The 12,731-nt window shown below is 42.1% G+C and carries 20 protein-coding genes, 1 other RNA gene and 1 other annotated feature; all 21 genes read right to left on the reverse strand.

Going from position 1 to position 12,731, the window contains the following annotated elements; translation table 11 throughout:
* Positions 1-10: 10 nt before the first annotated feature.
* On the reverse strand, positions 11-757 hold the full coding sequence (locus tag C7384_RS05615) for an acyl-[acyl-carrier-protein] thioesterase (protein WP_089938928.1): 747 nt from the start codon (positions 755-757) through the stop codon (positions 11-13).
* Positions 757-1,635 carry a 16S rRNA (cytidine(1402)-2'-O)-methyltransferase gene (rsmI, locus tag C7384_RS05620; protein WP_089938930.1) on the reverse strand — a complete coding sequence of 293 codons (879 nt, stop codon included), beginning with the start codon at positions 1,633-1,635 and terminating at the stop codon, positions 757-759. The genes C7384_RS05615 and rsmI overlap by 1 nt, the downstream gene beginning before the upstream one ends.
* Positions 1,613-2,548 (reverse strand): DNA polymerase III subunit delta, encoded by a 936-nt coding sequence (locus C7384_RS05625; protein ID WP_089938932.1) that lies wholly within the window; start codon positions 2,546-2,548, stop codon positions 1,613-1,615. The genes rsmI and C7384_RS05625 overlap by 23 nt, the downstream gene beginning before the upstream one ends.
* Positions 2,548-2,871, reverse strand: a complete 324-nt coding sequence (locus C7384_RS05630; RefSeq protein WP_089938934.1) for a cyclic-di-AMP receptor — start codon at positions 2,869-2,871, stop codon at positions 2,548-2,550. The genes C7384_RS05625 and C7384_RS05630 overlap by 1 nt, the downstream gene beginning before the upstream one ends.
* Positions 2,868-3,512, reverse strand: coding sequence for a dTMP kinase (gene tmk, locus C7384_RS05635; RefSeq protein ID WP_243400720.1), 645 nt, complete (start codon positions 3,510-3,512; stop codon positions 2,868-2,870). The genes C7384_RS05630 and tmk overlap by 4 nt, the downstream gene beginning before the upstream one ends.
* Position 3,513: 1 nt before the next feature.
* The gene (locus tag C7384_RS05640; protein ID WP_089938938.1) at positions 3,514-3,771 is read right to left on the reverse strand and encodes a DUF2508 family protein; all 258 of its coding nucleotides are present in this window, start codon (positions 3,769-3,771) and stop codon (positions 3,514-3,516) included.
* On the reverse strand, positions 3,768-4,373 hold the full coding sequence (recR, locus tag C7384_RS05645) for a recombination mediator RecR (RefSeq protein WP_089938940.1): 606 nt from the start codon (positions 4,371-4,373) through the stop codon (positions 3,768-3,770). Before recR ends, C7384_RS05640 begins: the two co-directional genes overlap by 4 nt.
* Entirely contained in the window at positions 4,373-6,178 is a 1,806-nt protein-coding gene (gene dnaX / locus C7384_RS05650; protein ID WP_089938943.1) for a DNA polymerase III subunit gamma/tau, read from the reverse strand. The genes recR and dnaX overlap by 1 nt, the downstream gene beginning before the upstream one ends.
* Positions 6,179-6,217: 39 nt before the next feature.
* Positions 6,218-6,315: signal recognition particle sRNA small type (ffs, locus tag C7384_RS05655), an RNA gene on the reverse strand.
* 46 nt (positions 6,316-6,361) lie between these two features.
* The gene (gene tadA / locus C7384_RS05660) at positions 6,362-6,874 is read right to left on the reverse strand and encodes a tRNA adenosine(34) deaminase TadA (protein WP_089938945.1); all 513 of its coding nucleotides are present in this window, start codon (positions 6,872-6,874) and stop codon (positions 6,362-6,364) included.
* Positions 6,864-7,484, reverse strand: a complete 621-nt coding sequence (locus tag C7384_RS05665) for a class I SAM-dependent methyltransferase (protein WP_089938947.1) — start codon at positions 7,482-7,484, stop codon at positions 6,864-6,866. The genes tadA and C7384_RS05665 overlap by 11 nt, the downstream gene beginning before the upstream one ends.
* Before the next feature lie 61 nt (positions 7,485-7,545).
* The gene (gene rplL, locus C7384_RS05670; protein ID WP_089938949.1) at positions 7,546-7,911 is read right to left on the reverse strand and encodes a 50S ribosomal protein L7/L12; all 366 of its coding nucleotides are present in this window, start codon (positions 7,909-7,911) and stop codon (positions 7,546-7,548) included.
* Positions 7,912-7,953: 42 nt separating this feature from the next.
* Positions 7,954-8,475, reverse strand: coding sequence for a 50S ribosomal protein L10 (rplJ, locus tag C7384_RS05675; protein WP_089938952.1), 522 nt, complete (start codon positions 8,473-8,475; stop codon positions 7,954-7,956).
* Between the two features lie 27 nt (positions 8,476-8,502).
* Positions 8,503-8,622: a sequence feature (ribosomal protein L10 leader region), on the reverse strand.
* A 36-nt stretch (positions 8,623-8,658) separates the two neighbouring features.
* A complete protein-coding gene (rplA, locus tag C7384_RS05680) occupies positions 8,659-9,351 on the reverse strand; it encodes a 50S ribosomal protein L1 (RefSeq protein WP_089938954.1) in 693 nt (230 codons plus the stop codon).
* Positions 9,351-9,815 (reverse strand): 50S ribosomal protein L11, encoded by a 465-nt coding sequence (gene rplK / locus C7384_RS05685; RefSeq protein ID WP_089938955.1) that lies wholly within the window; start codon positions 9,813-9,815, stop codon positions 9,351-9,353. The genes rplA and rplK overlap by 1 nt, the downstream gene beginning before the upstream one ends.
* Before the next feature lie 124 nt (positions 9,816-9,939).
* Entirely contained in the window at positions 9,940-10,512 is a 573-nt protein-coding gene (nusG, locus tag C7384_RS05690; RefSeq protein WP_089938958.1) for a transcription termination/antitermination protein NusG, read from the reverse strand.
* Between the two features lie 97 nt (positions 10,513-10,609).
* Positions 10,610-10,786, reverse strand: coding sequence for a preprotein translocase subunit SecE (secE, locus tag C7384_RS05695; protein ID WP_089938960.1), 177 nt, complete (start codon positions 10,784-10,786; stop codon positions 10,610-10,612).
* A gap of 14 nt (positions 10,787-10,800) precedes the next feature.
* Positions 10,801-10,950, reverse strand: a complete 150-nt coding sequence (rpmG, locus tag C7384_RS05700; protein ID WP_089938962.1) for a 50S ribosomal protein L33 — start codon at positions 10,948-10,950, stop codon at positions 10,801-10,803.
* A 50-nt stretch (positions 10,951-11,000) separates the two neighbouring features.
* Entirely contained in the window at positions 11,001-11,546 is a 546-nt protein-coding gene (locus C7384_RS05705; RefSeq protein WP_243400721.1) for a sigma-70 RNA polymerase sigma factor region 4 domain-containing protein, read from the reverse strand.
* Between the two features lie 29 nt (positions 11,547-11,575).
* Positions 11,576-12,325: a 23S rRNA (guanosine(2251)-2'-O)-methyltransferase RlmB gene (gene rlmB, locus C7384_RS05710; RefSeq protein WP_089938966.1), complete on the reverse strand. Its 750-nt coding sequence runs from the start codon at positions 12,323-12,325 to the stop codon at positions 11,576-11,578.
* The gene (locus C7384_RS05715) at positions 12,318-12,728 is read right to left on the reverse strand and encodes a Mini-ribonuclease 3 (protein ID WP_089939030.1); all 411 of its coding nucleotides are present in this window, start codon (positions 12,726-12,728) and stop codon (positions 12,318-12,320) included. The genes rlmB and C7384_RS05715 overlap by 8 nt, the downstream gene beginning before the upstream one ends.
* Positions 12,729-12,731: the final 3 nt, after the last annotated feature.

Here is a 12,731-nt window from a genome sequence, read left to right on the forward strand (position 1 = left end):
CTTTTTAATTTTATTGATCAATGGATCGCCATTCAAATTCGGCTTCGGCACTGACGGTATTATCCGTTTGAATACGATGCCTAGAGTAATTATCACCCTTAACGACTTGAGATACCACTGTTTGATTCAAATGAACCTCGTTTTCAAACTTTAAATTAATCCGTGTAACCTCATGGGTCTCCAAAAAGTCGGCGCCCATCACATCTTCCATCCACTCAAAATATTTAGAATTATTAACATGCTGATTGGCATCAATATCTAAATAACGTACTCGATACCTTTGCTCTTGTACTGTTTCATCCGCTTTAATTTTGCTTGGATTGGGAATTCGATTTAATCGCTTAGCTGCTACAGCACCATAAGGTTCAACTAAATCAAGGGGCAAACGAACCATATGGCGCTTTTCAATATCAATCAGCGCCCAAAGGGAATTAATGTTTACTAACTCCTCCCCCTGTTCATCTAAAATCTTAAAGGAGCGCTGGGCAAAAAATGGATTGAAATGACCAACAGTTGTTTGCAATCGGATTGATTCATTAACTTCTGGCCGACGATAAACATGTAAATCGTACTGTAATATGACCCAACCTAAACCACGCGCTTGCGTAGTTGCCTGTCCGATATTTAGGATATCGCCTTGTTTTTTAGAAGCTAGGACTGCTAAATTAACAATCATTGGCAGCGATAAACGACCATGACGATCCGCCTCGTAATACTCAACACAGCGTTCAATTTCAAAGACACTTTCATCAACCATTACGATTCCTCCTCTAATTGATGATAAGCACGATAAACACTTTGACGTTCTAATTGGCGTTCTCGGGCAATTTGTTTAATCGCTGCATTGGGCTTTAATCCCTGCGCAACTAATTGCTCCACTGCCTCAACCACGGGTAATATTTCTTCTTCTGATTCAGTTACATCAGGAGCTGAATTACCAGCAATCATAATCACAAATTCACCTCGAACTGGATGGCTTTGCACCCAGCCCAAAATTTCACCAGCCGTTCCGCGTAAAAATTCTTCGTAGCGCTTGGTTAATTCCCGTGCTACCACTAGTGATCGGTCTGACCCTATGACTTTAACAAGGTTGGATAAAGTAAAAATTAAACGGTGGGGGGCTTCATATAAGATAACCGTTTCCCGTCGTTCTTTTAATTTAGCTAATTCAGCCACCTGCTCATTTTTTTTGCGGGGTAAAAAGCCATGGAAGTAAAACGGCTGTGGTACTAAACCACTGGCAATCAAAGCAACAATCCCCGCACTAGGTCCCGGAAGAGGTACCACCGGAATATCAGCAGCAATTGCCGCAGCAACTAATTCTTTACCCGGATCAGAAATTGAAGGCATTCCGGCATCACTCACCTGCCCAATTGATTGTCCAGCTTGCAAAATGCCAATCAATTCTGGAATTTTATGCTGCCAATTATGTTCGTGAAAACTAGTTTGTTTAGTTGTGATTTCAAAATGATTCAACAATTGCTGCGTATGGCGAGTATCCTCAGCTGCAATTAAATCAACCTCAGCTAATGCAGCTAAAGCCCGTTGACTAATATCTTGTAAATTCCCAATTGGAGTTGGAATGAGATACAAAGTGCCAGTCTGATGTTGTTCAAAACTTTTTTGTACTTGCATCATTTACTCCTAATTCTAAGGATAGGTCTAACGTTATTTTTTCCAAACGACTTTGCCAAGATAAATTGATTTTACGTAAATCGTCATCTGCTAACACACTATCGCCAGCAGCCATGAGCTGATCCAAGGTATATTGACGATGCAAACTAGTATAAAATCCCCGTAACTGTGGGAAAAACAAACGTTGATCACCAATCTGATTAAAAACAATCATATCGCGCGTTAACTGATGTAGCCATTCTAACAATAAATTTTGTTGTTGTTTTTCAGTTGCTACCGGTACCAGCTGCGTTTGAACTAAGCTAAAGGCCGATAAATCACGCTGCATCGCTTTTTCAAACCACTTAAACAAAATCGGTTGCGCCTTATCAACCCAATCCTCGTCTAATCCAGTGGTTTGATCACCAAGTTCTTCCCCTTTTAGGGTATGTAAGTGCACCACTTGAGCTCGAGAGCGAATCGTCGGTAAAACCTCTGCAACACTATCAGTTAATAACAAAATCAACTGCGGTCCTGCCGGTTCCTCAATAAATTTCAAAAGTGAATTAGCCGCACTGGTGGTCATCGTTTGAACTTGATCAATGATAAAAATTTTACGTGAACTCTCCAAACTAGTTGTCGTAAACTCTGGCATCAAAGCCCGAATTTGTCCCACCTTCAGAGCATCGCTGCCGGCCTCAGGGGTCACAATAAAAATATCAGGATGATCGTTTTGTTCAATTCTAAGGGCATTTCTCTCTGTTGGTCCAGCAACTAACCATGCCAACGAGCGGGCAAAAGCTAATTTAGCCTGGGGGTTGCTCCCAGCCAATAGGTATAGATGACTTAAATGATCATCTGTAATCAATTGCTCAAAGCGGGCTAGCTGCTTTGGGTAAGTTTTTTGCGCTAATTCAATAAAATCTGCTGTCATTAGAAACGATAGAAATCATCAATAGCTTGCGTAAAGACCGTGGCACCACCAACTTCAACCTCGACTGGATAAGAACCGGCATGATCGGCATCCATCCCCAATGGCGGTACCATAAACTGCTTACGTTTTTGTGAAACAGTCTTGATAATCTCCAAGACTTCCGTCACGCGTTCATCCTCAATCGCCATCATATAGGTGGTATTTCCTGAACGCAAAAATCCGCCCGTTGTCGATAAACGTGTTGCCCGAATATTAGCTTTGACAAAGGCATTGCTTAATTTTGTTGCATCTTTGTCTTGAATAATTGCTGTTACTAATTTCATGATTCTACCTCCAAAACTTTACTAAGCTCTACTCGAGCCGCTTGAATAACTTGTTCAAGTGGTTGATTAGCATCTATTTTGACGATTCGGTCTGGAAAACGCTCTAACAAGCTTAGGTAAGTTTCCCGAACCCGCTGATGAAAATCTAATTTTTCACGATCCAAACGATCAATTTTACTTTGACGCTGTTGGTTAATTCGCTCTAAACCAATTTCAACGGGTAAATCCAGATAAAGGGTTAAATCGGGTAAGACATGATCAATCGCAAATTCATTAAGAGCTAAAACATCATCAACGCCGAGCCGACGACCTCCACCTTGATAAGCTAGAGAACTATCTAAATAACGATCAGACAGAACAATTTCATCTTTAGCCAGGGCTGGCAAAATTGTTTCCACTAAATGTTGTCGTCGAGCTGCTGCAAACAGCAAAGCTTCGGTGCGAGCATCCATATTCACGGATGTATCGGCCGCTAGCATATTGCGAATTCCTTCAGCAATTGGGTTCCCACCTGGTTCTCTAGTGGTCAGTACTGGTCGTTTTAAATTTTGTCTTAATTCAGGTGCTAGGGCATTAATCAAGCTTGTCTTTCCAGCCCCTTCGGGTCCTTCAATTGAAATAAACACTGATTGGTCTACCACGTTACTCTCCTTGGAACCACATATTTTGCATATCTTCGACCGTTTGACGATGACGAGCTTCGCGATAAACATAATTAAATTTAGCGCGTTTTAAGGCCGTTTGTGCCTCAATTAGATGGCCATTAACACGACTATCTACCAGGGCAGTTTCCGATTCTTGGGCTAATAACAAGGCCCGTTTTAAATAGCGAACCTGATAAAGCAAAATTTGGTCGTACTCATTTTTAATGTCAATTTTTTTATTTTTCTTAAACATCATAGTTCGTTACGCCCCTCCACCGCCTTAATTAGGGTTAACTGATCCGCATAATCAATATCAGAGCCAACTGCCAAACCATGGGCTAACCGTGTAACTTTAATGTTCGCTGGCTTTAGCAACCGCGCTATATACATGGCCGTTGCCTCGCCATCAGCATTAGCATTCGTTCCCACAATCACTTCTTGAATTTGATCGTTACTAGATAAACGACGGATTAAACTTGGCAAATTGATATCTTCTGGTCCCGTTCCTGCACTAGGAGAAATGACACCATTTAACACATGATAAAGGCCGTGATATTCTCGAGTATTTTCCATGGCCATCACATCTCGTGAATTTTGAACCACTAAGACAGTTGACTGATCGCGACTCTTATCCTGACAAATCATACATGGATTCACATCCTTACTGGTGATATTGCCACAAATTTCGCAAAAAGCAATATCAGCTTTAACGGCCTGGAGAGATTTAGCAAAGGCGATTACGTCTGCTTCTTCCATACCTAGCGTGTAAAAAGCTAACCGAGTAGCTGTTTTGGGGCCGATTCCAGGTAGCTTAGTATAGCTATCAATTAATCTAGCAATCGGTTCTGGATACTGCATTAAGAAGATCCTTTCCTGGGTTGGTTAACCACTTTAACTAGCTCTTCACCAAACATTTGTTGCGCTGCATCAACAATGTCAGGAATTTGTTGATCATTTTCAATGATTTCTGGAGCATTTTCATGCTCGTTAGTAGTCATTTGAAGTGGCTCTAGCTGATCAAAGCGCTCATGTGGTTCTTGACCTAGCTTTAATTTAGTCACATAATCACCACGATCCTTAGTCCATTGATCTTGACTAATTAACACCAACTTGATTGGGAAATTATTTTGTTGGAAGGTCGCTTGAACCTTACTTTGAAAATTACCATCGTGTAAAGCCTGCTCCAACAAAGCTGGGTACTCAAAGGCCAGTACAACCCCTTCACTACTTGCGGCTACTGGATTCGCGGTCTGTAACAAGGCCTGCACCTGAACTGGTAAAGTGTCTTGCAACTGTGACCAAGCCTGCTGAATCGTGGTTAACATTTTACGCTGGGCTTGAGCCAACACCGCAAATACCGCTGATTGGCCGGTATAAGCCACTGGTTGGCTGCTTGGCGTCACTGGTGTTGAAACTGATGGCGTTGCTTCTGAAGTTGCCATTGCCGAAGTACTGGTTGCTTGACTGGACTCTGAAATAGGTGAATCAACTGGGGCTGCCTGAGATTCAATAATTGGTGTGGACTTATTTACCACGACAGCATCATTTGTCGCAACTGGACTGTTTTCACGCGCCTTAGGTGCTGCAACTGATTCCTTAACGCCAGGATGAGTATCCTGCTGTTTGTTTTGCAACAAAACCAATTTAACAGTCAGCATCTCCAAATACACATCAGTCTGGAGGGACTGAGCAATTTGTTTTTGCATATCATCAATTGCTAACATCATGGTTTGTAAATTATCTAAACTAAACGATTGGGCTAACTCTTGTAGCTGCTGAATGGAAGTCGTACTACGAACCAAGTCTGGGACAACATTGCTCAGCATAATATCCCGTAACAATCCCATTAAATCAGCTAAAAACCGATAGGCATCTTTACCATCGGCGATAATCGCACTTAGCAATTCTAAAGCAGTGGGCGTATCTTGATGGCCAATTGCTTGTAAATAATCAATTAATTGATTAACCGCAACGGTACCAGTTACCGTTCGAGCCGTTTCGACAGTCACTCGTTGCGGTTGGTAGGCAATAACTTGATCTAAAATTGACAAAGCATCTCGCATACCACCTTCAGCAGCAGTAGCGATTAATCTGAGACCTTCAAAATCATAGGCAACTTTTTGTTGGTCTAAAATCTTAGCTAACTGGTTTTGAATTGTTTGATCACTAATCCGCTTAAATTCAAAACGCTGAGTTCGCGATAAAATTGTCGCTGGCATTTTTTGTGGTTCCGTCGTTGCTAATATAAATTTAACGTTAGCCGGTGGCTCTTCTAACGTTTTTAATAAAGCATTGAAAGCACCCGTTGATAACATATGCGCTTCATCAATAATGTAAACCTTATAAGGCGCCTTGATTGGGGCATAGTTAGCGCTATCGCGAATATTTCGGATTTCATCCACACCGTTATTAGAAGCTGCATCGATTTCAACAATATCTGGAATTTGACTGTCATTAACGCTGGCATCAATGCCATTGATCTCACGTGCAAATATTTTTGCTGCTGAAGTTTTACCAGTTCCACGGGGGCCGCTAAACAAATAAGCATGTCCTGTTTGATTGGCTGCAATGGCATTTTGCAAGGTCTGGGTAATGACGTCTTGTCCAACCATATCTTGAAATGTTCGTGGTCGATAAACACGATAAAGTGCTTGATAAGTCACAGTACTCCCCCTTACAAAAAAAGCTGCCAATTGGCAGCTTTTGCATATGTACACAAGCACAACGCTAATCATCCTTAGAGCTGCTACATTCCTGTCCTGACTCGGTTCGGGAGCCAACGTTTGCTCGCACAATAATTATATCGAATTTTAAAAGTGATGGCAACCGGAGTTATTAAGGATTAGTTACTTTTTACGCTGAGCGATTTTACGAGCCTGTTGTCTAAGACGAATAGCTTGGAAAAATTGCTGTAATAGCCGGCCACTTTCTTGGGCCATAAGCCCGGTGTGTACGTCAACGCGGTGATTTAAACGTGAATCCTCCAACAGTTGATGTAAGGAACGTACAGCGCCACCCTTAGGGTCATCAGCACCGTAATAAACTTGAGGTATGCGGGCATTAACAATGGCGCCTGCACACATAACACAGGGTTCCAAAGTCACAAATAAAGTAGTATTTTCTAACCGAAAAGAACCTAAAACTGCATTTGCGGCTTCAATAGCTAACAACTCAGCATGAGCAGTCGCTTTTTGGTCAATTTCTCGATGATTATACCCGCGGGCGATGATTTGACCACCCTGAACAATCACCGCGCCAATTGGTACTTCCCCAATCGCCTCGGCTTTTCGAGCTTCCACCAAAGCCTCTTTCATAAAATAATTGATTTCTTCAGTCGTTAAAACCGGATCAATCCGCATTAATACTCTCCAAAACGTAGTAACCCTTACTTTTCCCAATTACCTTCACATTGCCAAAAGCAGCAGCCATATTCTTTTGAGCTGAAGGGGCTCCCTGCTTTTTTTGCAATACCGCGATTAACTTTCCTTGCTTAATCAAATGATTTTTAGCCTCGGTTAACATGGCTGTCACAACCGTTTTACCAGCCCGAATTGGCGGATTAACTAAAATCGCTGCGTATTTTTGGTCAATTTGCTGATAAATATCTGATTGGAAAATATCGACTAATTCAGACACGCCATTCCGCTGAGCATTTTGTTCTGCTAAAGATAAAGCCCGTTGATTGACATCAACTAAATCGACTTCACGTTGCCAAGCCTTAGCCATGGCAATCCCCACCGGCCCATAACCAGTACCTAAATCTAAAATTTTTCCTGCTGGCAGTTGCTGGGAACCGACTGCTTCTAGCATGGTACGACTACCAAAATCAATCGTTCTTTTAGAAAAGACACCCGCATCGGTAACAAAGTGTAATTCCTGTCCCAAAAGCTGAAAATCAAACTCATGCATTTCATGTTGCGCTGTTGGCTGTGCTGTAAAATATTGTTCCCCACCCGTTACCTGTGTCATGGAGATACCTTCTTTCCTATGTACAAAAAAAGAGCACCGCAGCACTCTTTCTTTAGAAGAATTACTTCAAAGTAACTGAAGCACCAGTTGCTTCCAAAGCTTCCTTCAATTCGTTAGCTTCGTCTTCTGAAAGACCTTCCTTAATAACTGATGGTGCACCATCAACAAGGTCCTTAGCTTCCTTCAAGCCCAAGCCAGTTGCTTCACGAACAGCCTTGATGACCTTAACCTTAGCAGTACCTGCTGAAGTCAATTCAACATCAAATGAGCTCTTAGCAGCAGCGCCGCCATCAGCAGCACCTGCAGCTGCAACTGGAGCTGCAGCAGAAACGTCAAATTCTTCTTCGATAGCTGAAACCAAGTCAGCCAAATCCAAGATGGTTGCATCCTTCAATGATGCGATAATCGCGTCTTTATCAAAAGCCATGATTAAATTCCTCCAAATATTATTCTTTTTACTAGTTTGTTATTATTCAGCAGCTGCTGTTCCTTCGGACTCAGCTTCCTTCTTTTCTTGCAATGCCTTAACAGCATAAGCAAAGGTACGGATTGGGTACTGGAACTCGGCCATCAACTGACCCAGCAAACCATCGTGAGATGGCAATGAAGCATACTTGTTGATGTCTTCCAAATTGGCAATGTTACCATCAACAACACCACCCTTGATTTCAAGAGTTGCGTTTTCATCAGCAAACTTCTTCAAAATACGGGCAGGTGCCACAGCATCATCGTTTGAAAAAGCAACAGCAGATGGACCAGCAAACAAATCATTTAGTTCTGGGTAACCAGCTTTTTCAGCGGCACGAACCAAAATCTTGTTCTTGATAACCTCTAAGGTAACACCTTCTTGACGTAGTTGGTGACGCAAATCAGTTGATTCAGCCACAGTCAAACCACGAGCATCGACAACCACAGCTGAAGTAGCGGCGTTAAACTGCTCAACAACTTCTTCAACCTTCTTGGCCTTAAGTGCAATCGTTTGTTCACTCATTGTGATTAATTCTCCTTCCTTTGAATTTTTTGCAAAAGAAATCCCGCACGCCAAGAAGACATGCGGGCAAAGTTAAAAATCAACTTCCTCGGCAGGAAATTAAGGTGCAAGCACCACCTGAGTCTTAGGCAAAATGGGTTCAATTACTTTTTAAATTCTAACAATTAATAATTAATCTGTCAATTAAAGACTAGCAACATCAACAGTCACAGCAGGACTCATAGTTGATGAAAGTGCTACGTTTTGGACATATGTTCCCTTAACGGCAGCAGGACGAGACTTCAAAACAGTGTTAGCAATAGTCTTAATGTTTTCAGCTAACTTTTGGTCATCAAAAGATACACGACCAACAGTAACAGAAACGTTTCCGTCACGATCAGTACGGTATGTTACTTGACCACCCTTGGCATCAGACACAGCCTTAGTAACATCCATTGTCACTGTACCAGTCTTAGGGTTAGGCATCAAACCTTTAGGTCCCAAAGCACGACCAACACGACCAACCTGAGCCATCATGTCTGGTGTAGCAACGGCAACATCAAAGTCCAACCAACCGTCTTGGATACGTTGAACCAAGTCAGCAGCACCAACAACGTCAGCGCCAGCAGCTTCAGCTTCCTTTGCCTTATCACCTTGAGCAAAGACAACAACAGTCTTGTCCTTACCACTTCCATTAGGAAGCACTACGGCACCACGCAATTGTTGGTCAGCTTGACGAGTATCAACGTTCAAATTGAAAACTAATTCAACAGAACCATCGAACTTAGCATAGCTAACGTCCTTCATTAAAGCAATCGCATCGTCGAGGCTGTATGTCTTTTCGGCATCAACCTTGGCAGCAGCTTCTAAATACTTCTTACCATGTTTTTGTGTCATTATTCTGCGTCCTCCTTGATTGCTGTACCATCAACAGTCAAGTCAACACCATCAACAGTAACACCCATTGAGCGTGCTGTTCCTTCAATCATCCGCATTGCTGCAGTGATATCATTGGCGTTCAAATCGTCCATCTTATTTTCAGCAATGGCACGGATTTGGTCAAGAGTAACGTTACCAGCCTTCTTGGTGTTAGGTTCACCAGAACCCTTACCAACAATCTTACGCAACTGGTCAGCTGCTGGTGGTGTCTTAGTAACGAATTCAAATGAACGGTCATCAAAGACAGAGATTTCAACCGGGATCATTGATCCCGCTTGATCAGCTGTACGCGCGTTAAATTCCTTTGTGAATTGCGCGATGTTAATACCGGCCTGTCCAAGCGCTGGTCCAACTGGTGGAGCTGGCGTTGCTTTGGCGGCGGCAATTTGTAGCTTAACTACATTTACGACTTTTTTAGCCACGATTATTTCCTCCTCGTGTTGTGGTAAAGCGCAGCTTCAGTGCTGCTTCCACGCATGTCTTTGACATGCCTATTCAGTATACCAAATAAAAAGGATAATTACCAAGTAATTATCCTTTTTATTATTAAGCTAGGCTGGTATCAACATCATTAAAAGTCAATTCAGTTGGTGTTTCCCGGCCAAAGACTTCAACTGTCGCTTCAATAGTTTGTTTTTCAGGGTCAATTGCTGTAACAACCCCTTCCATCCCATTAAATGGCCCAGTGATGATTTTAACTGTTTGGCCAACTTCTACGTCTAAGTCAATAACTTCTTTGGTAACCATCCCCATCCGACGCATCAATAGGTCAACTTCTTCAGGCAATAAAGAGTTGGGCTTTGAACCAGCTCCGTGCGATCCCAAGAAACCAGTTACACCTGGCGTGTTTCGCACAACATACCATGCTTCATCGGTCATATTACCATCTTGAGGAGTAGCTATTTCAACTAAGACATATCCAGGGAAATCATTTTCAACAGTGGTTTTAACTTCACCATCTTGCACAGTTGAAACTTCTTGCTCTGGTACCAAAATGCGGAAGATTTGTTCCGTCATTCCCATTGTCTGTGTTCGTGACTCCAAATTAGCCTTAACTTTATGTTCGTAACCCGAATAGGTGTGGACAACAAACCATGCTTTTTCCATTTCTTCTGTCATATTACTAAGATGCTCCAGGCACCATAACCTCCTAAATGTAAAATAAAAAAGAGCTCCAAGAGCCCTTTGCGCTACTAGTAGTATACTACAGATACTTTTAGTGTGCTAGCAACAAGTTAACTAACTGCTGTAAAATCCAATCTGAGCTACCGACCACAATTGCGAAGAAAGCAGACACAGCTAAAACAGCAACTGTCTCTTTACTGGTTTGTTCGCCAGTTAACCAAGTAACTTTATGCATTTCAGCGGCAACATTTTTAAAATATGTAATCATAAGATTTTTTACCTTTACTTCGTTTGCTGATGAATTGTGTGCTTTCCACAATGGGGACAAAACTTTTTAACAGTCAATCTTTCAGTACGATCTTTTGACAAAACTACGGTGTAATTACGCGAACCGCAAACTGTGCAGGCTAAAGAGCCCTTTGAACTTGGCATACTAACGCCCTCCACTTTGCTTTCAATTCTAACACCTGCAGCCTTGCAGTTCAAATCACCGCTTGAATCGCTCGTTTAAAACGATACTGCATTTGATCAAAGCTACGTCGGTTAATCTCAGTCCCCTGATAAGATTGAGCGCCAACTAACTGACGAACAACTTTACAAAAATCCTCAGTCTGGGCAAAACTAACGCTTGAAAGAGCTTCTTTTAACAGCGAAATCTGTTCAGGATTATAGGTATCATTCCCTTTCTCTAAGCCCTCTAATTCAGCTTGATCCTGACTATACAAGGCCCGTTCGAATTGATTTTTAGCCGTGTAGTGGCTTCTAATTAAATCGGTTGCTCGATTTTGTAAAGCAGAGGCATAATACGTCGAAAATTTAGCTCGATTACGCTCCATGTTATAACGCTTGATACAACGTAATAGGACTTCCAATGCGTCTGAATACCAATCATCTGGACTAACCCGAGCACTAATTTTTTGGTGATGCACTTGGTAAATTAGTCCTTTCAAACGACTAATCAATACCGGATAAGCACAATCATGTCCTTTTTTAGCAGCATACACAACTGCTCGTAATTCATCTTTCATCACTTTCCCCAATAGGCACCTTTCGGTGTTTATAGTGGGTGTCGTGAATTATATCCTTGATACACTAATAAACTAGTAGCCACACTGGCATTCAAACTCTGCACATGTCCAACCATCGGAATAGTTAACATGCCATCCATTTTCTTCTTCAGAAGGGGAGAAATACCTTTTCCTTCATTACCAATCACTAGTGCTACTGGACCAGTAGCATCCCACTGACGGTAATCTTGTCCGGCCATGTCAGTTCCAAAAATCCATAGGCCACGTTTCTTAAGGTCATCAACCAGATTAACTAAATTACCAACCCGAACAACGGGCACATGTTCAATGGCCCCCGTGGAAGTTTTAGCAACGGTTGCTGTAAGTTGGACAGCCCGCCGTTTAGGAATGATGACACCATGGACACCGGCCGCGTCTGCTGTTCTTAAAATCGATCCCAAATTATGAGGATCTTCAATTTCATCTAAAATCAAGAAGAAGGGATCTTCATTAAGTTGGACTGCCTTGGCAAACAAATCATCAAGTTGGGCATATTCAAAAGCGGCTAGGCTCAGTAAGACCCCTTGATGATTACCACCATCAGATAATTCATCTAATTTACTTTTGGGCACCTGTTGTACGATTAATTGCCGTTTTTTAGCTAATTTACGGACTTGTTGGGCCAAGGTCGGATTTAATCCAGTTTGCAACCAGACCTTGTTAATGGCCTGATCGCCCTGTAATGCCGCAATACTGGCATGATGTCCAAAAATAAAATCAGTTGAAGTTCCTTTACTCATAACTAGCCTCCCCAGTTTCAACCTGAATATAAATCCATTCCATCAATTCTTGCAAACGGTCTGACTGGTTAGATAAATACAAGTAACCGAACAAGGCTTCAATCCCAGTTGAAATCCGATAGGAAACCACGTCGGTGTTTTTAGCCTTGGTATGTGATTTAGCATTACGACCGCGTTTAAAATATAGTAATTCTTGATCTTGGAGAATTTGCTGTTGATCCATTAACTGGTATAAAGCAGCATGAGCCTTGGCAGAAACATAATGCCGACTGTGCCGTTGTAAGTCGTTGACCTTGGTCAAACCTAGTCCTAAAAGGTGCTGCCGGACTGCTAGTTCATAGATTGCATCGCCAATATAAGCCAATGACAACCCGTTCATTTGTTCGTAATCTAAATTTTGCATGTC

Source organism: Convivina intestini (assembly GCF_003096575.1).
GTDB lineage: Bacteria > Bacillota > Bacilli > Lactobacillales > Lactobacillaceae > Convivina > Convivina intestini.

Excerpts from the sequence above, each read along its gene's own strand:
- C7384_RS05615 (WP_089938928.1), bottom strand. The coding sequence starts at position 757 with ATGGTTGATGAAAGTGTCTTTGAAATTGAACGCTGTGTTGAGTATTAC.
- rsmI (WP_089938930.1), bottom strand. The coding sequence starts at position 1,635 with ATGCAAGTACAAAAAAGTTTTGAACAACATCAGACTGGCACTTTGTAT.
- C7384_RS05625 (WP_089938932.1), bottom strand. The coding sequence starts at position 2,548 with ATGACAGCAGATTTTATTGAATTAGCGCAAAAAACTTACCCAAAGCAG.
- C7384_RS05630 (WP_089938934.1), bottom strand. The coding sequence starts at position 2,871 with ATGAAATTAGTAACAGCAATTATTCAAGACAAAGATGCAACAAAATTA.
- C7384_RS05640 (WP_089938938.1), bottom strand. The coding sequence starts at position 3,771 with ATGATGTTTAAGAAAAATAAAAAAATTGACATTAAAAATGAGTACGAC.
- recR (WP_089938940.1), bottom strand. The coding sequence starts at position 4,373 with ATGCAGTATCCAGAACCGATTGCTAGATTAATTGATAGCTATACTAAG.
- tadA (WP_089938945.1), bottom strand. The coding sequence starts at position 6,874 with ATGCGGATTGATCCGGTTTTAACGACTGAAGAAATCAATTATTTTATG.
- C7384_RS05665 (WP_089938947.1), bottom strand. The coding sequence starts at position 7,484 with ATGACACAGGTAACGGGTGGGGAACAATATTTTACAGCACAGCCAACA.
- rplL (WP_089938949.1), bottom strand. The coding sequence starts at position 7,911 with ATGGCTTTTGATAAAGACGCGATTATCGCATCATTGAAGGATGCAACC.
- rplJ (WP_089938952.1), bottom strand. The coding sequence starts at position 8,475 with ATGAGTGAACAAACGATTGCACTTAAGGCCAAGAAGGTTGAAGAAGTT.
- rplA (WP_089938954.1), bottom strand. The coding sequence starts at position 9,351 with ATGACACAAAAACATGGTAAGAAGTATTTAGAAGCTGCTGCCAAGGTT.
- nusG (WP_089938958.1), bottom strand. The coding sequence starts at position 10,512 with ATGACAGAAGAAATGGAAAAAGCATGGTTTGTTGTCCACACCTATTCG.
- secE (WP_089938960.1), bottom strand. The coding sequence starts at position 10,786 with ATGATTACATATTTTAAAAATGTTGCCGCTGAAATGCATAAAGTTACT.
- rpmG (WP_089938962.1), bottom strand. The coding sequence starts at position 10,950 with ATGCCAAGTTCAAAGGGCTCTTTAGCCTGCACAGTTTGCGGTTCGCGT.
- C7384_RS05705 (WP_243400721.1), bottom strand. The coding sequence starts at position 11,546 with ATGAAAGATGAATTACGAGCAGTTGTGTATGCTGCTAAAAAAGGACAT.
- rlmB (WP_089938966.1), bottom strand. The coding sequence starts at position 12,325 with ATGAGTAAAGGAACTTCAACTGATTTTATTTTTGGACATCATGCCAGT.
- C7384_RS05715 (WP_089939030.1), bottom strand. The coding sequence starts at position 12,728 with ATGCAAAATTTAGATTACGAACAAATGAACGGGTTGTCATTGGCTTAT.